This window comes from Streptomyces sp. STAM6, assembly GCF_054963715.1.
The window spans coordinates 23452-43198 of the sequence record NZ_JBUEFZ010000014.1 but is presented as its reverse complement, the minus strand read 5'-3'; the positions used below and the strand labels follow the sequence as shown (position 1 = coordinate 43198).

The window sequence follows — 19747 nt, the reverse complement described above, 5'->3', positions numbered from 1 at the left end:
CCCCGCCGGGCGGCGGGGAAGTCAAGGGGTCAGCGGGCGAGGGCGATCTCCAGCAGCGCACGGGCCCGGCTGGCGGTAGTGGGCTGCTGGCGAAGGGCGGCGCCGGCAGTGTGCGGGTTCGCGCCGTAGCCGACGATCGCGACGTCGCCGCGGTGCAGGTCGTACCGCGTGATGCGGTACTCCGAGTAGTCCGGGGACCACTGGCCCGCCTCGATCCGGAAAGCGAAGCTCATCTCGTCGATGAGTCCGGCCCGCAGCTTGGGCGCGATGTACGCGACGTCGTAGTCGTTGAGGTCCAGGTTCGGCGCGTGCACGGACAGGCCGCGGGCATCCTCGGTGAGGAACAGGCTGCCGGTGGTGGTGCGCGCCAGGCGGCGCAGCTGGTCGTGGCCCAGGACAAGCGGGACGTCCAGATCCGCGCGGCGCAGCGAGTCCTCGCCCGCGCCGACGGCAACGACCTCAGTGTACGGGCCGAACGCGTCCCACATCTCGTAGCCCTGCTCGTAGACGGAGGCATGCCCAAGGAACTCCAGACCCCCGCCCTCGCCCGTCTCGCGGACCTGCACGCCGGACAGAGCCGCACGTACAGAGGCGCGGGCACCGGGCTGCTGAGCGCTGCGCCGCTGCGACGGGCGGTCGGCTCGCTGGCGCACACTCTGGGCACGGGCTGCCGCCGCGGCGGCGAGCGTGGTTTCGGTCATGGCGTAGCTCCCGGTACGGCGGTCGTGGGTGGCGTGGGGACGGAGCGCGTGCCGAACAGCCGGTCGAACTCGGCGAGCTGGTCCTCGGTGAAGGGCGGCAGATTCTCCAGCGCCCGGGCTTCGGAAGGAGCGAGCGTCCGGTTGGTAATGCGCTGCCCGATCGTGCGGGCGCGGGCCTCGGGGTCCATCCGCAGCAGCGCGTCGGTGTTGAGCTTCACGAAGCGCGGACCTGACACGAGCTTTCGGCTGAAAGCGTCCTCACGGCGACCCACCGCCGGGCCCAGGTTCATGATGAGAAACTGGAGGTTGCGCTGGGTCATATTGGCGTAGGTGATGCTGCTGCCGGAGACCGCGGCGTCGATAAGGTCGCCGGGGCAGCCGAAGAACCGGGCAATGTCCCCGAGCCCGTACTCGCGGGCCTCGATGAACTGCGACTGCTGGGCGACTGCCTGGACCGGCTTGTACTCCCAGTCCATGCCGTGAACAAACAGGTCACCGTTGGAGACGGCGGCACGGAATCCTGCCTTGACCTCCCGGGCCTGACCCTTGTCGATCGTCTTGTTGACGTTCTTCAGCGTGCCCGAGGGGACGGCACCGCCAGCGAACCAGTCACGGGCGAACTGCTGCGCGTTGAGGGACTCCTCGATCGACCAGGCCGCATACGCCACCGGGGACAAACCGAGAGGGAAGCCGGCGACGGTGTACTGCTTCTCGTGCCAGACCTCCCACGGCTCGTAGTCCTTGCCGTTGATGGTGAACTTCTTGATGGTCGACCCGTTCGCCCGGACCGAGACGGAGCCCAGCTCGGCGAGCTCGATTCGGCCGGGCAGGCCGCGCCCGTCCGGGCCGATGACTCCCGTCCGTTCAGTGATCAGGCCGAAGCAGTTACCCGACCGGTCCAGGTCGAACTCGGTGGAGTACATCCACTCCCTGATGCCGACCTCGAGGCCGCCGGGCGTGACCAGAACAGGCGGCTTGGCCACCTCTACCTGGATCCCCTGGACGTTGCGATAGACGTCGATCGGGAAGCTGGACATCAGGTCGGCCCGCAGCCGGAGACACGCCCAAACTGCCGAGTGCCGAAGCGCGCTGTCGCTCGTTACGTGCACGCTCTTGCTGCCGGTCCGGCCCTCGCGGGCCAGCGCCAGCAGGTCCTCGGCGGTGGTGATCTGAGCGTCCCGTGTAAGGGCGTGCCTCATTCGCGACCAGAGCCCCATGGCTACCCCCTTACGCGAACGAGTCCGCTACGTCGTAGTCGTCGAGCACGGCCGGCCCCTTGTTCACCAGCGCCCACCGGGCCTCCGTCACCGCGACCAGCGGGGCGGCATCCACCAGGCTGTTTGTCCGGTCCAGCACCCACGCGTCCCCGACACGGCGGGTACGAGCGCCGTTCACGGCCGCGGTCAGCGAGGCCTGGTCGAGGTGGACGAGGCCGCCCTGCCTCATGGCGTCCGCTAGCTGTCCGCACGCTTCGGTCATGTCCTGGGCGCGCATCACGAACAGGTGGCCGCGGTGCGGCTGGTCCTTGTCCTCCGGAACGGTGATGCCAGCGGCGACCAGGTCGTCGATGAGTGATCCGGCCGGCGCCCCCGAGGAGGCGATGGCCACGACCAGCGGGTCCCACAGCTTGGTCAGCCGCACGAGCGCGGGCACCACCCAGTCCGTGCCCGTGCGTCGGTCGAGAAGCTCCAGGTGCACCTTGCCGTCGGTGCGCTTGATGGCCACGCCGATCGATGACCAGCTGCGGTCCTGGGAGACATCGACGGCCAAGGCCATGTCCCCGGTCGGCTTGGACGCCGCGTCGGCAAGGCCCGGCCATGAAGCCTTGGGGACGTTCGGGTCGGTCGGCGGGGTCGGCTTTCTCGTCCGGTTCAGGTATGCCCGGTCGAACTCGGCCGGGTCCATCTTCTCCAGCTCCGCCTGGATGATGGCCTCGGTCACTGTGTGCCCGAGCGCGGGCAGCGTTGCCCGCCACGTCGCCGGGTCCGCCCGGTCCATGTCCTCGGGCGCGTACCACTCGAAGTAGGCCGCACGCGGACGGGTCGCGGACGGGTCCTCCGCAAGCGCGGCCCACAGAGCCTCGATCAGCTCACGGCCCACCTTGCGCTTCTTGTTCAGCCACACCGACTTGGTCGTACCGCCGGCCGACGCCCACCACAGCTGGGCCATGGCCCTCGTCAGCATGGCCGGGCTGAACGCCTGCTCCAGCCGGTCATCCTCGTGAGCGAACGCCTCGTCGATGAACCCCAGATCCAGCGGGGGACCATGGCCAGCCTTCTCCGTGTTCGCCGTGATGCCCATCTTCGAACGCGTCCGGCCCCACAGGATCGCCTCGTTGCCATTCGACTTCCGGATGCGCGCCAGACGAGCCAGATCCGAGCCGGAGATCTTCTCCCAGAACTCGTCCTCCCAGCGCTGCCGCGCCATGCCCCGGGTCTGCGCCGCGTAGACGATGTTCTGCCGGTGCCACGCCAGCGCCCGATGGACCTGGGCGGCCAGACACAGCTCGGTCTTGCCCTGCTGACGCGAGACGCTCAGCCCCACCTCGCGGTGCGCGAACAGCCCGGTCTCGGGGTCGATCTCCAGCGCGACGTCGGACACGTACTTCTGCCACGGCATCGGCGGAGCACCGAGCTTGGCCATGACCTTCCACAGCTTCGGCCCCAGCGAGGGCCGGCCCGGATGGCGCGGCGTGCCCCAGCGCGGCGGGCACGTCAGGCCGTACCGCTCATACAGATCCTCGGCGAACTCAGTCGGGGGAGCCCAGATCTCCGAGGTCGTCATCGTCGTCATCCGAGGCCCGCCCCTCCAGCAGCTGGGCGAGCGTCTGCCGGAGCTCGCGGTTCAACTGGGGCAGCAGCCGGCCGTCCTCCCCTCCGCCTCCGTCGATCTCCCGCGCCAGGGTGAACGCCATCTCCGACAGCGACGGCTCGACGCCGGCCAGGTCGCCGAGCTGCTCGACGTCGTCGCGGACGGCCCGCTCCACGGGACCGTGCTGGGGTGTCGCCACAGTGCCCTCCCACGGGATCGGTGCTGGTCAGAGGACTCGGACCTTGATCATCCCGAGGGCATCGGGCCCGGGGGGAGAAATAAAAAAGCTGGGCGCGGGGCTGGGAAGATGATCTAGCTAAAAGGCGTGGCGGCCTCAGGGGCCGGCGTACCAGTCTCGTGACGTGATTAGGCGTGTGACCTCGGTCAATGCCTTGTTGCCCTTCTCGTTGTTGCACTTGCGTGCGCAGGTGGGGCAGCCGTCAACGCCGTGGATGGGGGCGAGGTTGTCGGGGTCGGTCTTAGCGCCGCCCTTGCTGACGGAGATGAGGTGGTCGACGGCGTCGGCGGCCCCGTGGCCGCACATGACGCAGACGTCGGACTCAGCGAGGATCCGGGCGCGGACCTTGCGGTAGGCGTACTCGGTGAGGTCAGTACGACCGGCCATGGTCCCTCCCTGGGGGGATGGGCGCAGTGTGCGCGGGCCGCTACGGTGTGTCCCTCGACGTGGGGGGGCGATGGAAACAGGTCAGCCGACTAGGCGCAGGCGGGTTCCCTGGCGACTGCTAATCATCATGGGACTGATCGGAGCTGCGGTAGCAGTGTGGTTTGCAGGGCCTCGCGACAGTGACGGCTCGGCCGCTACGACTCGAACGGTGGAGTATCGCCTGTCGGGTGACGCGGAAGGGGTCGACGTTACTTGGAGCGCTGGCGGCCAGTTGGCTCAGGCCAACGGGCAGACCGTGCCGCTGACCGATGAGTCCGGGGAGCCGCTGATTCTAATGTTCTCAGCTGGGGTGGACACTCATCTGTACTTCTCCGCGCAGAACACTGGGCCCGCCGGCGATTTGACGTGCCAAATCCTCGTTGACGGTGAGGTCGTTGCAGAGAACACGAGCAGCGGCGGATACGCGATCGCGTCTTGCTCAGGTACCACCTGACTCTCGCTTGCGCGCCACCTATCAGTGAAGGCCCCGACCGGGGGGAATGGTCGGGGCCTTGCGCTGTGCTGGTGGGTCCGGGCACGCCGGACGTGCCCTCAGTGTTACACCTGGTGGTTAATGGTTCAAGCGGCCTGGGTCATTAGACGATGCTGGACCTCGTTGAGGTCGACCAGGTCGCGGCCGGCGCAGTCGTGGCCGTGGTGGGTGAGGCGGCCGCGGTGGAGCCAGACACGGAGGGTTCCGGGCTTGACGCCAGTGGCCGCCTGGGCGGCGTAGAGGTCGACGAGGAGAGGCTCGGTCATGGCTCCATGATGCCGCCGTCGATGTTGGGTGGCGGAGTGGTCAAGTCGTCGAAGTAGCCGAGGATCTGGCCGCACGGTGTCCAGCGGTCACGGGGTATGACTCCCCGGGCGTGCGCGTCAAGGCACACGTCGGGGGTTGGGAGGGCGAGGTCGTCGCTCGCTGCACTGGTGAAGGTGGGCGCCGGCGGTGCGAGGGTGGGCGTAATGGCGGGAGGCGGCGTGGGCGGGTCGGGCGGGGCGTAAGCAGGGATGCTGTTCAGGATCGCCCAGCCGGCGACTGCTGCAGCCATAGTCACGAAGCCGAGGGCCAGGCCTAGGTAGTGCGATAGACCGCTGCCGGTGACTCGAAGAGTCTTGTTCGGCCCGAACTCCACGCCGGTGGGCCGTGTCTCGCGGTTCATGGCGGTCATGGTCTCGCGGTCGAGCGGGCTCGTCAGCCTTATTGGCAGAAGTGGCCGATGGGGTACCAGCCGCCGCAGCTCGGGCAGTAGTAGGTGGCGTGGTCGGTCCGCAGGGCGGCGCGGATGAGGGCATGGATGTGTCGTCGCATGGGGTGCTCCCAGGGGTCTACGGGTCGGTCTACAGCCGGTTCAGGCGGGGTCTACAGCCCCTTCTCCGGTGCCCTGACCTGCGTCTACAGCCTCAGAAGGGGTGTGCTCGGCAGCAGGGGAGAGGAGGGCTTGGATGTCGGACGCGCGGATGCCCTTGCGTCCGGTGATGTCGCCGACGCGGATCTTGTCGACCGGCACGCCGCAGTGGTCGAGGAGTGCTCGGAGGCGGGCGTCGTCGAGGTGCGCGGTTGCCGGGCGGGCTTGGAAGGCGTCGTACAGCTCGCGGAGGTGAATGCCGGGCCGGTCTCCGATGAGGTGCTGGATGCCGGAGAGGAAGCGGCGGCGGAGTTCTTCCTCGGTGAGGGGTACGGGGCGGCCGGCTCGCCAGGCCGCGATGGCGTAGGCGGCAGCCGTGGCGGCGAGGAGCCGGGGCTCGTCGCTGGCGGTGCGCCAGGCAACCAGGGCGCTGAGGGCGAGGCCGGAGCCGCGGGCGGCGATTGTGCCGCCATGGCCGTCTCGGTCCTGGGCGCGAACCCAGCGGCGGAGTCGGCCGTAGAGCTTCGCGTGGCCGATGGTGATCCGGCGGGGATGGATGCGGTGGGCGGCCCAGTGGGGCCTCCCGCGCCCGAAGGTGGGCACGGGAGGGAGTTCGAGGGTGTCGTCCTCGGGGTTGGTGGCCATCTGTGGTCAGGCGTTGCCGATCAAGGTGGTGAGCATCTGACCGACGCTGCCGAACAGGGTGCCGATGGTGGCGCCGATCTGAGTGCCGGACATGCACAGGCCGAGACCGAGGCAGACGAATCCGGGCAGCAGGTGCAGCTTCTTGGTGTCCTTGCCGTGCTTGTGCAGGTGCCAGGCCCAGAAGGAGAGCACGACGATCATCAGGACGGAGAGAGGTACGGATCCGCTGGGGGCGCCAGGCGCGGCGGGCGGGGCGGCCATGGTGTGGGCGGTCGCGGTGTCGATCGCAGCGAGCAGGGTGGTCTTCATCGTCGTGTCCTTCAGTACGAGAGCGCGGTGATCGCGGCGATGAGCAGGAGCGCGCCGAGCGCGGCGCGGGTGAGGTAGCGGCGCGGTGTACTGCCGGTGGGCAGGAGCCGGGCGACGACGAGCGCGGAGGGAATGCCGAGCAGTCCCCAGTAGCCGAGCGCGTGGAAGGTGATCACGGGTAGAACCCCGTTTCGCCGTCCCGTTCTGCCGCGGACTTGCGGCTCTTCTTCTCACGGGAGAGCACGGTGCGAACGTAGGGCGCATCGACGGTGATGCGGTTGATGCGCTGGACGCGGTCGACGATGTCGGCGGCCTTGGGGCGAGGGCCGAGCGCTGCCGCGGCGTCGAGGATGGCCTGGGCCTTGCTCGGGGCCGGTAGGGCCCCGACCTGCGGCGCATCGTCCGCATCGTCGCGCTCGATGATGATGCGCTCGGGTGTGTGGCCGAGGACGAGGGCGACCTGGACGGCGTCGACGACGACCCCGTATCCGACGAGCAGCGCGGCGAGTTCAGCGGGTCGCATGTCCGGCTGCGCATCGTGGGCGATGCGGATCGCATCAGCGGGGTCCATCTCGGCGAACCGGCGTCGCAGCACCTCCGACGCGGAGTGCCGGTTCGGGCGGGCGTCCCTTGGCTCGGGCTCCGATGCTGGGCTGTACATCCCGAGGAGGGCCGAGTCCGCTCCCTGCCGGAGCCTGTCGCGCTGCACCTGGACGAGGTCGGCTCCCAGCTCGGTGTCGCCTAGGCCGACCCGCCGCGCGAGCTTCCATGACTTCCGCAGTGCCGCGTCGCGGACTTCCTCGTCGGGGTGCCGTGTGGCGACGGCTTGGTGGTAGGCGAGCTGCTGCACAGCTTCGGCGTTCCGCCGCTGGGCTTCGGTGTCCGTGCCGGTGCGGTAGACGACGACGCGACGGGCGACGAACGCCATGCCTTCCGCGGCGGCCGACATGGCCATGGGGGTGATCGCGTACACCACGGCCTCGCGCGGGGTGTCGGCGACGGAGATGCCGGTGGCCGCGGCTGCGACCGGGGCGAGCCAGAGGCCGGCTCTTACGGGGGCGGGGGCGGTTTGGCCGAGCATCGTGACGCCGAGCATGACCAGGGCGAGGGTGAGGACGACGCCTTCGCCGGCCGCGACGACACCGGCGGCGGTGGCCGCCCGGCCGAACTCGACGGAGATGTTGGTGTAGGTGCCCCATGCGCCGACCCCTCCCACGGCGGCCATGGGTGCGGTCGCGGCGCCGAGGACGACGGACTGGCCGCGGGTCAGCCGGGGGTTCGATGCCGTGTTCACAGGGCCCCCTTCGCAAGGAGGGCGGTGAGGCGTCGGGCGGCAAATCGGATCTCTGCGGCGTTCTCGATGAGGGCGTCGGCGATGGCGTCGAGCCCGTGCGGGCCCATGGGGTACCAGTCGCCGTCGATCTCGACGTTCGCGAAGACGTCCCTGCCGGGCGGAAGCTGCGTGTACGGACGCTGCTCGAGGACGAGTCGCAGAGCCACCGCGGGGCCCCTGCTCGTCGGCAGGGTGAGTTCCGTGTCCGCGCTCGCGTGGGTGATGTCGGCGCGGTAGCCGTTCACCTGGTGGTACTGCTGAGCACACCAGGGGGGACAGATCGTCTCTACGTTGCCGTGGTCACGGGTGGGCACCGTGACGGTGCGGGGCGCGATCACTGGACGGTCACCCCGTTCGCGATCAGCCGGAGCAAGGCCGCGTACTCACCGCGGGTCTGCGGGTTGCGGACAGGCGGGGCGGCGGCGAGGAGGTCCTGCTCGGCGGCAAACGCGGCTTCGGTCGGTCCGTGGAGCCGTTCCGCCATGACCAGTGCCTGTGCGAGGCGGGTCTCCTCGCGCATGACGGTCTCGGGGCGGTGGCCGGCGAGCTTGTCGGCGAGCATGCCGAGGAGGGCGATGGTGTCGGCGCTGATGGCCGGGGTGGTGGCCTGTTCCGTCATCGCACACCGTCCGGGCGGATGGTGCCGGTGACGCCGGCGGGCGTGGCGCGCACGGTGATGGTGCGGCCGTCGCGGCGGCTGATCCTGCCGGCGGCGATCAGCCGCCTGTCCGGGCTGACCTGGGCGCGTGCGGGCGCGCTACTGTTCTGGTGGTCCATGACGAGGTCCTGTCTCGTTCGTGGGCAAGTGCCGGGGCGTGTCAGCGCTCCGGTGCGATGGGGTCGGGCGACGCGGCCGCTCCCAGGTGTTCCACCACCTGGGGAGCTGTCGTCCGGCCCCGCTTCTATGTGGTTGTGGTGGGGTCGCGCTCTGCGGGCCCGTTCTTCTTGATCGCCTTATCGATGGCGGTCCAGCTCTTGCCTAGGTCTCGGGCGACCTCGGCGATGGAGCCGAGGTCCGAGACGCCGTCCAGTAGGGCTAGAGCTCTGCGTTTGGCGGCTTCGGAGATCTGGAGTTTGAGCTGTTCCACCAGCTCGTCCTCCTGACGAACGCGATCCCGCCAGGGTTTCGCTTCCACCTCTCGCATGCTATCCAACCCTAGGGTTGGATAGCAAGGATCGCGGGCTATCAAGTTGCCTGCACGTTGCCCCTGTTGACCCTGGTGTTCTGGGCGGCACTCACCGTGCGCATGACCTCGGCGGCGTGCCGGGCGCAGATCAGTGCCTCGCCGCCGGGGTCGATCGCCTCGCCGGTGCACTGTTTGCCGTACCGGTTCGTCATGCGGCAGGTGAGGATTCGCTCGGGCATGGTTCCTCCGATCGGGTACGCCCGTCGTGGTCGATGAAGGCCTTCAAATCCGCCCATGTGGCAGGAGGGAACGAGCACCCGCACCACTTGCAGGTGATGGCCCGGTCGCCTGGGTAGTGGCGGAGTACGGCGCCACAGATGGCGCCGCTGCTGTCCACGGCCGGGCAGGTTCCCAGGCGGGTGCCGCGCTCGGTGCGATCGGCTGGATTGACGATCGATGCGACGTCGCGCTCGAGGTCGCGGATCTCCTCAGCGAACGCGCCGGCCAGCGGCCAGCTGGTGGCGATCCAGTCCAGGTTCATGGACAGGGCGCGGGCAGCCCGGAGGATGCGCTCCTCGACCAGGCCGGTGGCGACCGGATCGGTCCAGCCGCGGTCGGCCTGCATGGCGCTGCGCCAGTCCTCCAGGACGCCGACGATGCCGCCGGGTCCCCTGAGGCTCAGTACCGGCTCGGGGATGGGTAGGGAGGCGTCCACAGTCTGGGGACGGCCTCCGCCCTCTCGCTGTCCGCCGGGCTGGAGAAAGGCGGCCAGTCCGGCGTACAGCTTCGGCATGCGGTCGAGCCGACGGGCGGTCGCGAGGGTGCAGCCGGGGCAGAGGTAGCCGTCGGTCTCGTTCCGCTCGCACAGTCCGCACTGGTTCACGCCCGCTCCCGGGTAGCAAGGGCTTTCCGCCAGCCGTCGGTGGCGAGCCATTTGCGGTTTCCGGCAAGCACGCGTTCCGCGCAGAGCCGGGAGCGCCGGATGTCCGCGTAGCTGTCGATGACGCTGGTGAGAGTCATGACGAAGACGCCGACGCTGAAGCCGAGAAAGAGGATGGTGATTTCCGAGGGGGTCATGGCGTGACCTTCCTGGTCTAGAAGGGGGGCTCGTCGCTGCGGCTCGCCGCGGTGGTGGCGGCCGACGCGGGCCGGGCGCCTCCCCAGCCGTCGCCGGGGGCCTGGGCGCTCGGCTGCTGACCGCTGCTTGCCGTGTTCTTGGTGACGGTGGCGGAGGCTCGCAGCAGCGACGGGCCGACCTCGTCGGCGTCGACCTCGAAGACGGTGCGCTTGATGCCTTCGCGGTCCTCGTAGGACCGCTGTTTGAGGCGGCCCTGGACGATGACGCGCATGCCGCGGCCGAGGGTCTCGGCTGCGTTCTCGGCGGCTTGCCGCCACACGGAGCAGGTGAGAAACAGGGCCTCCCCGTCTTCCCACTGGTTGGTGGTCTTGTTGAAGACGCGGGGGGTGGAGGCAACGCGGAACTTGCAGACGGCGGCGCCGGCGGGGGTGAAGCGGAGTTCGGGGTCGTCGACGAGGTTGCCGACGATCGTGATGGAAGTTTCACCGGCCATCAGGGGCCTCCTTCTGGGTGGGCACGGAGTGGAGCTGGGGGCGGGCGTCGCGTTGCTCCCAGCCGTTGAGTTCGAGGACGGACGCGAACAGGTCGGCGGCCGCGCTGCGGGTGATGAGCGTCTTGTCGCCGGCCCATTGGTCGATGAGGGCGTCGGCCCTGTTCAGGGCGCGGTACGCCTTGTCGACCCGTTCCTGCGCGGCAGGTGTCACGGTGTCTCCTTCTCGGGGTAGGTGCGGCGGTAGTTGAGCTGGCGGAGCTTGGCGGCGTGGCGCACGGCGACGCCGCGGCGGCGGGCGGCGGCGAGGGCGGCGCGGCGGCGCTTCTCCCGCTCGATGCGGGTACGGGCGGCGGCGATCTTCTCGGCCACGACGTCGTCGACGTTCACGGCTGGGTCCGGCTCTGGTTGATCTCGGGCATGGGGCGTGCTCCTGAGGTAGTTGGTGACCTCGTCCTCGTCCCGGGTTCCTGTGACGAGTGGTGTTGTGTGACCTCGTCCTCGTCCCACCTAAAGAAGTGGGACGAGGGACGAGGACTCACGACCTCGTCCGGGACGAGGTGGGACGAGGTCGGACGAGGTCATTTCGCAGGGTGCGGGTCACGGATCGGGATCGAATTCGGACAAAGGGGGGCGAGCGACCTCGTCCCATGTCCGGGACGAGGTCATGCGGCCTCCGGTTCGGGCGACTTGTCCGCTTCCATTCCTGGCGTCGCGAGGCTGTGGAGGATGGCGCCGCGCGCCCCTCGGTCGGTGTTGATCCGGCCCTCGTCGACCAGGGCAGCGACGGCCTGCCGGATGTCGGCCGCGCGGCCACTCACGCGGTCCTCGATGCCCTTGCCGGTGAGCGGCTCCCGAGCGCCCGTTAGGGCCTCGAGCACCTTGCGCTTCAGCAGACCCAGGCGCTTGCGCTCCTCGTCGTCCTGGCGGTCCTCTTCGGCGCGCTGGATCGGCGCGTACAGGTGGGCCTCGGCGAACTCGGCGGACTCGGACTTGACGACGAGGTCGGCGTACCAGTGCATGCCGCTGGCGTGCGCCAGGCCGTTCTTGCGGATCTGGCCGGGGCGGTCCTTGGCGACGCGGATGGTGGACTTGCCGGTGACGCCGATGCCGAAGGGGCGCCGGTTCTCGAGCATGTACATCACGCCGTTGAGGCCGTTGAGCTTGTGTACGCCGCCGATGCTGTACCGGCCGCGGTTCTCCGAGGACTTGACGACGTGATCGAGGGTGACGACGGCGGCTCCGGCGTTCATCAGAGGGCGCAGCAGGAGCCGGCCGAACTTGGCGATGTCGGTGTTGTCCTTGAGTTCCAGGCCGAAGAGGCTCATGCCCTCGGTGACACCGTCGACGATGGCAAGCGTCGGTTCGTGGTCGAGGACGGCGGCCAGGTCGATGAGGTCGATGTCGCTCGGGCTGTTCTCGGGGCGGACGTAGTGGAAGTACTCCAAAACGTCTGTCGGGTTGGCGCCGAGGCAGAGGAGTCGGCCGACGACGCCACCCGCGTCGTCCTCGAAGTCGAGGTAGAGGACGTGGTTGCCGTCGTTGATCTCCTGGAGGCAGGCGATGAGGGCGAACCACGTCTTGCCCGCTTCGGACTCGCTGGCCACGCTGTTCATTCGGCCGGGGTAGAACAGGCCGACGCCGTCGTCGCGGCGCCCGACGCTGGGCTGGGGCGGCGCGTATGAGCCGTCGAGGACGGACCGCAAGTCCTGGGCGCCCCAGGTGCGCGGCGCCGGCCCTTTCTCGGCGGGCGCCACCCCTACGTCTCCCCAGTCCATGGGCGGCTCCTCGCCGTCCGGGCCGAGGTAGGCGTCCCATGCTTGATCGAACTCGGTCGTCAAGCCACCCACCCCCGGTCGCTCGGCCGGGTGGACGCGCTGTCGAAAGAGGCACGCGCCTCGGTGTCGCCGAGGCCGACGGCGGAGGCGGCGGACAGCAGGCCCAGTTGCGCCTCGCCGAGGTCGATGAGGTTCTGCTCGGCGAGTTCGTGCGCCCGGCATGCGGCGAAGAAGAAGGCGTTGTTGCGGTTGCCTTCGTGAGCGTCCATGACGTGCTGGACGAGGTCAGGGACGGTCCACATGCGGCCGCCGCCCGGCCGCCCCCGAGCCCGTTCCGGCGAGGGGAAGCGATGCCGCGGCGCCGGCCGGGTTGCGGGGGCGGACCGCCGCTGCTTGCGCGGCAGCAGGGACTCGGGCCAGTCAACGGTCGGCGCCAGGTACTCGCCGCTGCCCGCCCACTGGTAGCGGCCGCCCGAAGCGTGCACCGATGGGGCGAGCAGGATGTAGCCGTTGTGCTTGAAGTCGATGCCGGGGCCGAGCAGGCCGGGCAGTTCGAAGTCGGGGGAGCGGTACAGGATGTGAAGGCCGTCGCCGCCGGTGATCTGCATAGTGGTGCCGGGCAGGACGCCGACTCGCTCCTCCAGGCGCTGGAGGGATTCGCGGCCGCCGTTTCGGGGGTCGATGTCGATGACGGCCCACCCGTTCAGCTTGCAGGGCGCGCCGATGTTGGCGTCGGGTTCCTCGCGCCACCAGCGGCGGACGAGGTCGAGGTCGGTGGTGGCGGCGTGGAAGCCGTGGCAGGTGGGGACGCCGCACTGGCAGTGCTCCGGGCGGTGCTTGACGTACAGGCTGCTCTGGCGGTCGCAGCGGGGGCAGTTGGCGTAAGGCGCCTTGCTGCGGCGGACGCGAAAGACCTTGATGCCCGCTGCCGCGTAGGTTTCGGCGGCGGCTGGGAGTGCGGCGGGGATACGGAGGCCGACGGTCACGAACGTGCTCTCTTCTACGAGCTGGGTCTGGTTGTCCGTGAGGGGCGGGCGCCACCCCCAGTGGCGCCCGCCGTTCGGCTATGCGGTGTCTCGCATCCCGCGGGTGATGTCCTCGGCCATGGCGGTGATGGCCTCGCACCAGCGGCGGGCGGCCGTGCGGACGCACATGGGGCTGGGCTGTTCCTCGAGGTCGGCGCGGACCGAGCCGAGGGTGACGTGGAACCGGGCGAGTTCCGCAGTGCGCTGCAGGTACTGCTGTACGTCGGGCGCTTCGGGGTGCTCTGAACCATTCAGCTCGACGGGCTGGTCGACCGGCCACTGGCCGGGGCGGTGGTCCTGGGTGCTGGTCACGCTGCCTCCTGGGCCTGTGCGGTCTGGTGGAAGATGACGCGGAGTCGGGCGCGCTGCTCGTCGGTGAGGGACGGTGCCTGGTCGACGAGGCGGTCGATGCGTTCCCAGTAGCCGGCGGGCCGGGCCGGGCGGCCGGGGGTGTCCCCGGCCGCGTCGGTTCTCTGCTGGGGCGCACTCACGGGCAGGCCTCGTGGCGGGCGCGGCAGAGGAGGTGTAGAACCTGCTTGGCGACACCGGCAGGGTCGTCGGTGCGGCGGATCTCGGCGGCGATGATGTCGAGGATCTCGGCCATGTTGCCGACGGCGCCTTTGCGGGCTTCGGCGAGGGTCGCCAGGGCTGCAGCGCTGGTCACAGCACGTCCTCCCCGTTGTCGATGACAGTCGTGGCGGTCATGTGGGCGGGGAACAGGTCCTTGGCGAGACCGTGGAGGTGGGCGATGAGCAGCCGTGCGGCGGCGTCGCGCTCGGTGGGGTTCTGGCCGGCGGGCATGGCGAGGATGAGGACGCCGGACCGCTTCTCGATGAGCTGCCCGTAGAACCACGGCTGGGTGACGCTGGTGATGTCGACGAGTGTGGCGTTCTGCTCGGCGAGCAGCTGCGGCAGCGGAGCCGCGATGACGTGCTCGACGGAGGGGATGGGTCGGCTGTCGTTCGGCTGCGCGCAGGGCGCTGTGGTCGGTACAGTGGTCATTGAGCTTCCGATCTGCTGGCATGCGGATTCGATTTGCTCGACAGACGGCGCCTGGGTCGCACCCCGGGCGCTGTCGTCGTTTGCGGCACTCGTCGCCGCGGGGCGCGTCATGCGGCCTTGTTCTGCACGTAGGGCTTCAGCAGCGCTGCGAGTTCCTGCAGCTCAAGCACCGTCGAGAGGCGATACAGGGCCTCGACGGACAACTGCTTCTCCCCGCGCTCGACCTTCGAGAGGTGGCCCGGGTCGATGCCAGAACGCCTCGCCGTGGCGCGCAGGCTCAACCCCATGGCGTGGCGAGCTGCTCGCAGCGGGGGTTTGTTCAACCGCGAGGTTGATTCAGTCTGCATGATGTGAAGCGTAGGGCTCGTGGTGGCTGGGAGTCAACCAAATCCGAAACGATCGCTTCACATCTCGTTGACCCGTGGTCTACGGTGGCTCTATGACCGAGAATCCGCTGTACCCGGAGCCGGCCGAGCGACCGACCCCCATGTCGCCCAACCAGCTGGTCTCCTACAACCTGCTCCGGGCGCGCAGGGCCAAGGGGTGGAAGCAGCAGGAGCTCGGCGCGAAGCTGGGTCGCTACACCGGCCGCGTGTGGTCCAACGCGAGCGTCAGTGCGGCCGAGAGGGCTTGGCAAGGGGGGCGGCCGCGCAAGTTCGACGCCGACGAGATCGCTGCGTTCTGCCAAATTTTCGACGTGCCTTTTACGTACTTCCTCCTCCCCCCCGAGGAGGGGAACCCAGGGGAGGTTGCCAATGCAGAAGACGTGGAAACCGACCCGTTGCTGCGATTTCCAATCGTTGAGTACTTGAAATGCGTGCTCGCTGTCGATCCCACAGCCGATTTTCTTGATCGCGTACAGGCTGTGGTGCGGGAGTATGTTGCGCTCGATTTCATCCCAGCCAGGTGGGAGTGGGATACCAGTCGGACGCCCCCGGCTGATGAAAAGGGCGAAGATGCGGGTAGTGCCACTGAAGCTCGGCTGCGCTTGCAGGAAAAGCGCTTCGAGCAATGGGTTGAAGAGATGGGAATCTCGAACGAGATCGTCGAGGCTCTTACTCACGCGCGCGCTCAGCAAGTGGCTAGCGCGGTCGCGTCGCGTCTCGACGAGATGGGCTTCATCCGTAACCCGGATTTCAATAAAGAGATCGAGCTGCTCCGTCGGCGTGTAGCGCAGCTATCCGAGAGGGTGGAAGCAACGGAAGTCTCGACATCGACGGTCCCTGTGGTGCCATCGCGTGAAGAGGGAGGTCGATCCCTCGAGGCCGATGAGGTTGGAGGCGGTCGAGATAGGCCTGGAGAAGACCCGCAAACCATCGGCGGAAAGCTGGCTCAGGCTCGTATTGATGCCGGTCTCACTACCGAAGAAGTGGCAGCCGCTGCCCGCGTTCGCCCGGGCGTGATCGATGCAATTGAACACGGTAACTGGGCGGCAGTCGCCACAGACCGAACATCGGCTCAGAATCGCATTGCGGCGTTCGCTGGAGCAGTAGGGATTGACCCTCTGCCTCTTCTGCACGAGTACCGCCAAACCCTGCCGCCGAAGCTGGGCAAGCGCAGGCATGGGATGACTGATGAAGAAATGCGCGCAGTTGCTCGAAAGTTGCTCTAGCGCCCCTTTCCCTGCCCTTCTCGATTCCAAGCGACGTCGATTGTCTCGTAGTCAAAGTATCCGCCGTCGGGCATACGTCCGGGGCGTGCTGGCCGCACGGTGACGGTCATCAGCGCGCGCAGTGCGGCGCGCTGCTGATCCAGCGGCGTGGCCTTCCATGCGGCGCGCACGTCGGGTGCTCCCACCAGCCGCACCAGCGGATCCTTGAAGGCCGCTTTGCCCAGCTGCTTGTTGACGCCCTCCAGTTGGGCGCGCGCCGTGTCGGAGCCCTCGGTGAACTGGGCCATCGTGATCTGCCCGGAGCCGAAGAGGCCGGCCAGGTCGGTGAGGCGGCGCCGGATCTGCTCGCTTTCCGCTTGAAGGGCGGCAATGTTGATGTCGCCGGGGCCGGGCAGCAGGAGGTCATGCGCGTCGGGGCGCGACAGGCGCTCGATGATGAGGTCCTGCACATACTCGTCGAGTTTGTCGGCGCGCCGGGAGCCGCCGTGCCTGGTCTGGCACCGGTAGCTCGGGCGATTGGAGCCGCCGCACCGACTGCAGATCATCGTCTGAGTGCAGCCACCGAGACCGCACCTGTAGATCCCTGATCCGAACCACTTCGGTTCCGGACCCGGAGTGGTGCGGCGGGACGGGTCGGACAGGATCGCTACGACGGCCCTGAAGCGCGCCTCGTCGACGATCGGCTCCCATGCGCCGGGCCCGATCTCCTCGCCCCTGTAGACGGCGATTCCGGCGTTCCTGGGGCGCACCAGCATCTCCCGCGCTTCCTGCTGGGTGATGGGGTTGCCGCGCGTGGTCGTGAGCCCCTTATCGGCCAGCCAGCGTGTGAATCCGTTGATGGATCCGCCGGCCAGCATGCTGTTGATGCCGTGCTCGACCGCCGCGGCCTCCTCGGGGACCAGCTTGGTCATGTCCAGGACGGGCACCTGGACCTCGTCGCCGGTCTTCTTGTCGACCTTCGTGGTGGTCTCACCGGTCGGCATGCCCCAGCCGAACGGGCGGATGCCTCCACCCCATTCGCCGGCCTTCGCCTTCTGCTGCCGGGCACGGGCGACGCGTTCGGCCTTGTGCTCGGACTCATGCCGTGCGACGGCGCCGAGCATGCGCGCGACCATGCGGCCGGAGGGGGTGGCCAGGTCGATAGGTCCGGCCTGGCAGGTGTGGGTGGTCACGCCGCGGCGTTCGGAGATGTCGATGTACTCCTCCAGCTCGGTGGGGGAGCGGTGGAGCCGGTCGGTGTGCCAGGCGATGACGACGGTGGCTGTGCCCTCCTCGAGGTCGGCGAGCATGCGGCGGTAGTCCTTGCGGGGCTTGCCGCTGTACGCCGACATGTCGTTGTCGACGTAGGTCTCGACGACCTCCCACCCGTTCCGTTCGGCGAGGGCCTCGCAGTCCTCGCGCTGCCGGTCGACGCCGAGGTGGGCGCCGGAGCGGTCCTGGCTGATGCGGACGTAGATGACGGCGCGGACCCGGCCATCGGCCGTGTGGGTGGTCTTCATGTCCCAAGTGTGCCGGGCCAGAGATGTCCTGACTACAAGTTCGGGAAGACCACGCTTCTGTCGACGCTGCTGGGGCTCGTCGGCGAGCGGGAGCGGATCGTGGTCGCCGAGGACTCGGCGGAGCTGAGGCCGGACCATCCGCATGTGGTGCGGCTGGAGGCGCGGCCGCCCAACCAGGAGGGCGCCGGCCGGGTGAGCCTGCGTGACCTGGTCCGGCAGGCCCTGCGGATGCGGCCCGACCGCCTGGTCGTCGGCGAGGTGCGCGGCGCCGAGGTGACCGACCTCCTGGCCGCGCTGAACACCGGACACGAAGGCGGGTGCGGGACGGTCCACGCCAACACCGCGGCCGATGTGCCGGCCCGTCTGGAGGCGCTCGGCACGGCCGCGGGCCTCGACCGGGCGGCGCTGCACAGCCAGTTGGCGGCCGGGCTTTCGGTGGTGGTGCATCTCGTACGGGACCGGGGCGGGCAGCGGCGCGTCGCCGAGGTGCATGTGCTGGAGCGGGACCGGGACGGGCTGGTGTTGACGGTGCCGGCGCTGCGGTGGGGCGCGGACGGATTCCTTCATGAGCGGGGCTGGGAGCGGCTCCGCCCCTTGATCGGGGGTGGACGGTGGTGACCGGACAGCCGGTCCTCGCGGTGGCGCTGTGCCTGGGCGCGGCGGCCTGGCTGCTGGCCGGCCGGCACCGTGGACTCAGGCGGGCACGGCTGATGTTCGGCGGAACGGCGGCGGCGGACACCGGGTCGAGCCCGGGACGCTGGGCCGCACCGGGGCGGATGCCGGGGCCGTGGAAGGGGCCGTGGCCGGTGCCCTGGGGGCGGTGGTGGCCGGTGGCGCGGGCGCGGCTGAGGCGCGAGTGGCTCTGTCTGCTCGCCGCTGGGCTCCTCGCGGTGCTGGGGGAGTCTCCGCTGCCCCTGGTCGCAGGGGTGGTCGCGGTGCCCCTGGCAGGGCGTCGGCTGCGCGCCCGTGAGCGTGGACGCCGCCGGGACCGGCGGGCGGACGCCGTGATCGAGCTGTGCGGTGTGGTGGCCGGGGAGCTGCGGGCCGGCTGGCAGCCCGGGCAGGCGCTGCTGTTCGCCGCCCGGTCGACAGGTGCGCTCGGCGGCGATGAGGCGGCGGTGCTGGCGGCCGCGCGGTTCGGCGGCGACGTGCCGGAGGCGCTGCGCGGAGCGGCGCGTGGGGAGGGCGCCGACGGACTGGCCGGGGTGGCGGCCTGCTGGCAGGTGGCTGTGGACGGGGGCGCCGGGCTGGCGACGGGGCTCGACCGGCTGGAGGCGGCGTTGAGAGAGCGGCGGGACCAACGGGACCGGCTGCGTGCCGAGTTGGCGGGGGCGTGGGCGACGGTGACGCTGCTGGCCCTGCTGCCCCTGGTGGGGCTGGCGATGGGGTGGGCGCTGGGCGCCGACCCGCTCAGGGTGCTGTTCCACACCCCGGCGGGGGCCGGGTGCCTGGGGGTGGGCGGACTGCTGGAGGCCGCGGGCCTGTGGTGGGCCGCACGGATCGTGCGGACGGGGGAGCGGCCGTGAGCGTTGCGTACGGCGAGCTTGTGCACAGCCTGGGGATGGCCGCCGTCGCCATCGCGGCTGTGGCGGGGCCGGCGTGGTCCCTGGCCTGGAGACGGCGCGAGCGCAGGGCCCGCGCAAGGATCGTCGCGCTGCTGGCCGCGGAGCACCGGCAGCACCGGGCCTCGGCGTGGTCCCGGTGGGCAGCCGGCTCGTGGCTGGTGCGAGGTGTGGCCCCGCTCGGCGCGGCGGTCACCGGCGTCGTCCTGGTCGAGGGGGTCCTCGGCTGCGTGGCCGGGCTCGCCGCCGCCTTCGGCGTGTGGAAGTGGCAGCGGCGTCCGAAGCCGGTGTCGGACGACGTGGAGGCCGAGCGGGGGCTGCCGCTGGCGGCGGATCTCCTCGCGGCCTGTCTGTCGGCCGGTGCCGGTCCACGGGAGGCCGCCGAGGCGGTGGGTGCGTCGTTGGGCGGCCCGGTCGGTGAGCGGCTCTCCCGTACGGCCGCCGAACTGCGGCTGGGCGGCGAACCGGCCGAGGCGTGGGGGCGGCTCGGCGCGATACCCGGGGCGCTGGGGCTGGCCCGCTGTCTTGAGCGGGCGGCGGCCTCGGGGGCTCCGGCGGCCGAGCCCGTCTCGCGGCTGGCGGCAGGGCTGAGGGCGGAGCAGGCCCGCCGGGCCGCCGCCCGGGCCCGGCGGGCGCAGGTGCTGATCACGGCACCGGTCGGGCTGTGCTTCCTGCCCGCGTTCCTCGCGGTCGGGGTCGCGCCCGTGCTCGTCGGGCTGGCGAGCGCACTGCTGTGAAACGGAAAAGCGCACTGCTGTGAACGGA

At 69.9% G+C, this 19747-nt stretch carries 32 protein-coding genes and 1 pseudogene; 4 read left to right on the top strand and 29 right to left on the bottom strand.

The features are described from left to right. Positions 1–29: 29 nt before the first annotated feature. The 28 genes from ACY34K_RS18585 to ACY34K_RS18450 all read right to left on the bottom strand — a co-directional run bounded on the left by ACY34K_RS18585 (position 30) and on the right by ACY34K_RS18450 (position 14656). Positions 30–701, bottom strand: coding sequence for an HK97 family phage prohead protease (locus tag ACY34K_RS18585; RefSeq protein WP_462748401.1), 672 nt, complete (start codon positions 699–701; stop codon positions 30–32). After that, positions 698–1900, bottom strand: coding sequence for a phage portal protein (locus tag ACY34K_RS18580; protein WP_462748399.1), 1203 nt, complete (start codon positions 1898–1900; stop codon positions 698–700). The genes ACY34K_RS18585 and ACY34K_RS18580 overlap by 4 nt, the downstream gene beginning before the upstream one ends. Before the next feature lie 28 nt (positions 1901–1928). Further along, positions 1929–3494 carry a terminase large subunit domain-containing protein gene (locus tag ACY34K_RS18575; RefSeq protein WP_462748397.1) on the bottom strand — a complete coding sequence of 522 codons (1566 nt, stop codon included), beginning with the start codon at positions 3492–3494 and terminating at the stop codon, positions 1929–1931. Then, positions 3451–3711 (bottom strand): hypothetical protein, encoded by a 261-nt coding sequence (locus ACY34K_RS18570; RefSeq protein WP_462748395.1) that lies wholly within the window; start codon positions 3709–3711, stop codon positions 3451–3453. The genes ACY34K_RS18575 and ACY34K_RS18570 overlap by 44 nt, the downstream gene beginning before the upstream one ends. Positions 3712–3846: 135 nt before the next feature. Continuing rightward, complete coding sequence (locus tag ACY34K_RS18565; protein ID WP_462748393.1) at positions 3847–4137, bottom strand: HNH endonuclease; 291 nt, start codon at positions 4135–4137, stop codon at positions 3847–3849. A gap of 618 nt (positions 4138–4755) precedes the next feature. Continuing rightward, positions 4756–4935: a hypothetical protein gene (locus ACY34K_RS18560; protein ID WP_462748391.1), complete on the bottom strand. Its 180-nt coding sequence runs from the start codon at positions 4933–4935 to the stop codon at positions 4756–4758. Continuing rightward, positions 4932–5336 carry a hypothetical protein gene (locus tag ACY34K_RS18555; protein ID WP_462748389.1) on the bottom strand — a complete coding sequence of 135 codons (405 nt, stop codon included), beginning with the start codon at positions 5334–5336 and terminating at the stop codon, positions 4932–4934. The genes ACY34K_RS18560 and ACY34K_RS18555 overlap by 4 nt, the downstream gene beginning before the upstream one ends. Positions 5337–5525: 189 nt before the next feature. Beyond that, complete coding sequence (locus tag ACY34K_RS18550; protein WP_462748386.1) at positions 5526–6167, bottom strand: hypothetical protein; 642 nt, start codon at positions 6165–6167, stop codon at positions 5526–5528. 6 nt (positions 6168–6173) lie between these two features. Continuing rightward, entirely contained in the window at positions 6174–6476 is a 303-nt protein-coding gene (locus tag ACY34K_RS18545; protein ID WP_462748384.1) for a hypothetical protein, read from the bottom strand. An 11-nt stretch (positions 6477–6487) separates the two neighbouring features. After that, positions 6488–6652: a hypothetical protein gene (locus ACY34K_RS18540; RefSeq protein ID WP_462748382.1), complete on the bottom strand. Its 165-nt coding sequence runs from the start codon at positions 6650–6652 to the stop codon at positions 6488–6490. Next, the gene (locus ACY34K_RS18535) at positions 6649–7770 is read right to left on the bottom strand and encodes a conjugal transfer protein (RefSeq protein ID WP_462748380.1); all 1122 of its coding nucleotides are present in this window, start codon (positions 7768–7770) and stop codon (positions 6649–6651) included. Before ACY34K_RS18535 ends, ACY34K_RS18540 begins: the two co-directional genes overlap by 4 nt. Beyond that, positions 7767–8147, bottom strand: a complete 381-nt coding sequence (locus tag ACY34K_RS18530; RefSeq protein ID WP_462748378.1) for a DUF6907 domain-containing protein — start codon at positions 8145–8147, stop codon at positions 7767–7769. Before ACY34K_RS18530 ends, ACY34K_RS18535 begins: the two co-directional genes overlap by 4 nt. Beyond that, positions 8144–8428: a hypothetical protein gene (locus tag ACY34K_RS18525; RefSeq protein WP_462748376.1), complete on the bottom strand. Its 285-nt coding sequence runs from the start codon at positions 8426–8428 to the stop codon at positions 8144–8146. The genes ACY34K_RS18530 and ACY34K_RS18525 overlap by 4 nt, the downstream gene beginning before the upstream one ends. Continuing rightward, complete coding sequence (locus ACY34K_RS18520) at positions 8425–8586, bottom strand: hypothetical protein (protein ID WP_462748374.1); 162 nt, start codon at positions 8584–8586, stop codon at positions 8425–8427. Before ACY34K_RS18520 ends, ACY34K_RS18525 begins: the two co-directional genes overlap by 4 nt. 125 nt (positions 8587–8711) lie before the next feature. Continuing rightward, positions 8712–8954 (bottom strand): hypothetical protein, encoded by a 243-nt coding sequence (locus ACY34K_RS18515; RefSeq protein ID WP_462748371.1) that lies wholly within the window; start codon positions 8952–8954, stop codon positions 8712–8714. A 41-nt stretch (positions 8955–8995) separates the two neighbouring features. Next, the gene (locus tag ACY34K_RS18510) at positions 8996–9175 is read right to left on the bottom strand and encodes a hypothetical protein (RefSeq protein ID WP_462748370.1); all 180 of its coding nucleotides are present in this window, start codon (positions 9173–9175) and stop codon (positions 8996–8998) included. Next, positions 9145–9819: a hypothetical protein gene (locus tag ACY34K_RS18505; RefSeq protein WP_462748369.1), complete on the bottom strand. Its 675-nt coding sequence runs from the start codon at positions 9817–9819 to the stop codon at positions 9145–9147. Before ACY34K_RS18505 ends, ACY34K_RS18510 begins: the two co-directional genes overlap by 31 nt. Further along, positions 9816–10013, bottom strand: a complete 198-nt coding sequence (locus ACY34K_RS18500; RefSeq protein WP_462748368.1) for a hypothetical protein — start codon at positions 10011–10013, stop codon at positions 9816–9818. Before ACY34K_RS18500 ends, ACY34K_RS18505 begins: the two co-directional genes overlap by 4 nt. Before the next feature lie 17 nt (positions 10014–10030). Next, positions 10031–10507 (bottom strand): single-stranded DNA-binding protein, encoded by a 477-nt coding sequence (locus ACY34K_RS18495; protein ID WP_462748367.1) that lies wholly within the window; start codon positions 10505–10507, stop codon positions 10031–10033. Continuing rightward, positions 10497–10718: a hypothetical protein gene (locus ACY34K_RS18490; RefSeq protein WP_462748365.1), complete on the bottom strand. Its 222-nt coding sequence runs from the start codon at positions 10716–10718 to the stop codon at positions 10497–10499. Before ACY34K_RS18490 ends, ACY34K_RS18495 begins: the two co-directional genes overlap by 11 nt. Then, a complete protein-coding gene (locus tag ACY34K_RS18485) occupies positions 10715–10894 on the bottom strand; it encodes a hypothetical protein (protein WP_462748363.1) in 180 nt (59 codons plus the stop codon). The genes ACY34K_RS18490 and ACY34K_RS18485 overlap by 4 nt, the downstream gene beginning before the upstream one ends. 275 nt (positions 10895–11169) lie before the next feature. After that, positions 11170–12354, bottom strand: coding sequence for an AAA family ATPase (locus tag ACY34K_RS18480; protein WP_462748361.1), 1185 nt, complete (start codon positions 12352–12354; stop codon positions 11170–11172). Beyond that, complete coding sequence (locus ACY34K_RS18475; protein ID WP_462748359.1) at positions 12342–13268, bottom strand: bifunctional DNA primase/polymerase; 927 nt, start codon at positions 13266–13268, stop codon at positions 12342–12344. Before ACY34K_RS18475 ends, ACY34K_RS18480 begins: the two co-directional genes overlap by 13 nt. A 78-nt stretch (positions 13269–13346) precedes the next feature. Further along, positions 13347–13619 carry a hypothetical protein gene (locus tag ACY34K_RS18470; RefSeq protein ID WP_462748358.1) on the bottom strand — a complete coding sequence of 91 codons (273 nt, stop codon included), beginning with the start codon at positions 13617–13619 and terminating at the stop codon, positions 13347–13349. Further along, positions 13616–13798 carry a hypothetical protein gene (locus tag ACY34K_RS18465; RefSeq protein ID WP_462748357.1) on the bottom strand — a complete coding sequence of 61 codons (183 nt, stop codon included), beginning with the start codon at positions 13796–13798 and terminating at the stop codon, positions 13616–13618. The genes ACY34K_RS18470 and ACY34K_RS18465 overlap by 4 nt, the downstream gene beginning before the upstream one ends. Then, positions 13795–13971 carry a hypothetical protein gene (locus ACY34K_RS18460; protein WP_462748354.1) on the bottom strand — a complete coding sequence of 59 codons (177 nt, stop codon included), beginning with the start codon at positions 13969–13971 and terminating at the stop codon, positions 13795–13797. The genes ACY34K_RS18465 and ACY34K_RS18460 overlap by 4 nt, the downstream gene beginning before the upstream one ends. Next, positions 13968–14309: a hypothetical protein gene (locus ACY34K_RS18455; protein ID WP_462748353.1), complete on the bottom strand. Its 342-nt coding sequence runs from the start codon at positions 14307–14309 to the stop codon at positions 13968–13970. Before ACY34K_RS18455 ends, ACY34K_RS18460 begins: the two co-directional genes overlap by 4 nt. A gap of 107 nt (positions 14310–14416) precedes the next feature. After that, on the bottom strand, positions 14417–14656 hold the full coding sequence (locus ACY34K_RS18450; RefSeq protein ID WP_462748351.1) for a helix-turn-helix domain-containing protein: 240 nt from the start codon (positions 14654–14656) through the stop codon (positions 14417–14419). Positions 14657–14748: 92 nt separating this feature from the next. On the opposite strand from ACY34K_RS18450, the gene ACY34K_RS18445 reads away from it, so the two are divergent. After that, positions 14749–15921, top strand: coding sequence for a helix-turn-helix domain-containing protein (locus ACY34K_RS18445; RefSeq protein ID WP_462748349.1), 1173 nt, complete (start codon positions 14749–14751; stop codon positions 15919–15921). Here the strand turns inward: ACY34K_RS18445 and ACY34K_RS18440 are convergent. After that, positions 15918–17420: a recombinase family protein gene (locus ACY34K_RS18440; protein ID WP_462748348.1), complete on the bottom strand. Its 1503-nt coding sequence runs from the start codon at positions 17418–17420 to the stop codon at positions 15918–15920. The two genes, ACY34K_RS18445 and ACY34K_RS18440, sit on opposite strands and share 4 nt — an antisense overlap. A 42-nt stretch (positions 17421–17462) precedes the next feature. On the opposite strand from ACY34K_RS18440, the pseudogene ACY34K_RS18435 reads away from it, so the two are divergent. From ACY34K_RS18435 to ACY34K_RS18425, 3 genes and pseudogenes are all read left to right on the top strand, one after another. Continuing rightward, positions 17463–18038 (top strand): annotated as a pseudogene (locus ACY34K_RS18435) (ATPase, T2SS/T4P/T4SS family); the annotation flags it as partial. Beyond that, positions 18035–18946 carry a type II secretion system F family protein gene (locus ACY34K_RS18430; RefSeq protein ID WP_462748346.1) on the top strand — a complete coding sequence of 304 codons (912 nt, stop codon included), beginning with the start codon at positions 18035–18037 and terminating at the stop codon, positions 18944–18946. The pseudogene ACY34K_RS18435 and the gene ACY34K_RS18430, both read left to right, overlap by 4 nt. After that, positions 18943–19719 (top strand): type II secretion system F family protein, encoded by a 777-nt coding sequence (locus ACY34K_RS18425; protein ID WP_462748344.1) that lies wholly within the window; start codon positions 18943–18945, stop codon positions 19717–19719. The genes ACY34K_RS18430 and ACY34K_RS18425 overlap by 4 nt, the downstream gene beginning before the upstream one ends. The last annotated feature ends 28 nt before the right edge of the window (positions 19720–19747 follow it).

Excerpts from the sequence above, each read along its gene's own strand:
- ACY34K_RS18560 (WP_462748391.1), bottom strand. The coding sequence starts at position 4,935 with ATGACCGAGCCTCTCCTCGTCGACCTCTACGCCGCCCAGGCGGCCACT.
- ACY34K_RS18495 (WP_462748367.1), bottom strand. The coding sequence starts at position 10,507 with ATGGCCGGTGAAACTTCCATCACGATCGTCGGCAACCTCGTCGACGAC.
- ACY34K_RS18510 (WP_462748370.1), bottom strand. The coding sequence starts at position 9,175 with ATGCCCGAGCGAATCCTCACCTGCCGCATGACGAACCGGTACGGCAAA.
- ACY34K_RS18440 (WP_462748348.1), bottom strand. The coding sequence starts at position 17,420 with ATGAAGACCACCCACACGGCCGATGGCCGGGTCCGCGCCGTCATCTAC.
- ACY34K_RS18500 (WP_462748368.1), bottom strand. The coding sequence starts at position 10,013 with ATGACCCCCTCGGAAATCACCATCCTCTTTCTCGGCTTCAGCGTCGGC.
- ACY34K_RS18455 (WP_462748353.1), bottom strand. The coding sequence starts at position 14,309 with ATGACCACTGTACCGACCACAGCGCCCTGCGCGCAGCCGAACGACAGC.
- ACY34K_RS18515 (WP_462748371.1), bottom strand. The coding sequence starts at position 8,954 with ATGCGAGAGGTGGAAGCGAAACCCTGGCGGGATCGCGTTCGTCAGGAG.
- ACY34K_RS18525 (WP_462748376.1), bottom strand. The coding sequence starts at position 8,428 with ATGACGGAACAGGCCACCACCCCGGCCATCAGCGCCGACACCATCGCC.
- ACY34K_RS18555 (WP_462748389.1), bottom strand. The coding sequence starts at position 5,336 with ATGAACCGCGAGACACGGCCCACCGGCGTGGAGTTCGGGCCGAACAAG.
- ACY34K_RS18580 (WP_462748399.1), bottom strand. The coding sequence starts at position 1,900 with ATGAGGCACGCCCTTACACGGGACGCTCAGATCACCACCGCCGAGGAC.
- ACY34K_RS18575 (WP_462748397.1), bottom strand. The coding sequence starts at position 3,494 with ATGACGACGATGACGACCTCGGAGATCTGGGCTCCCCCGACTGAGTTC.
- ACY34K_RS18565 (WP_462748393.1), bottom strand. The coding sequence starts at position 4,137 with ATGGCCGGTCGTACTGACCTCACCGAGTACGCCTACCGCAAGGTCCGC.
- ACY34K_RS18520 (WP_462748374.1), bottom strand. The coding sequence starts at position 8,586 with ATGGACCACCAGAACAGTAGCGCGCCCGCACGCGCCCAGGTCAGCCCG.
- ACY34K_RS18450 (WP_462748351.1), bottom strand. The coding sequence starts at position 14,656 with ATGCAGACTGAATCAACCTCGCGGTTGAACAAACCCCCGCTGCGAGCA.
- ACY34K_RS18585 (WP_462748401.1), bottom strand. The coding sequence starts at position 701 with ATGACCGAAACCACGCTCGCCGCCGCGGCGGCAGCCCGTGCCCAGAGT.
- ACY34K_RS18550 (WP_462748386.1), bottom strand. The coding sequence starts at position 6,167 with ATGGCCACCAACCCCGAGGACGACACCCTCGAACTCCCTCCCGTGCCC.
- ACY34K_RS18445 (WP_462748349.1), top strand. The coding sequence starts at position 14,749 with ATGACCGAGAATCCGCTGTACCCGGAGCCGGCCGAGCGACCGACCCCC.
- ACY34K_RS18545 (WP_462748384.1), bottom strand. The coding sequence starts at position 6,476 with ATGAAGACCACCCTGCTCGCTGCGATCGACACCGCGACCGCCCACACC.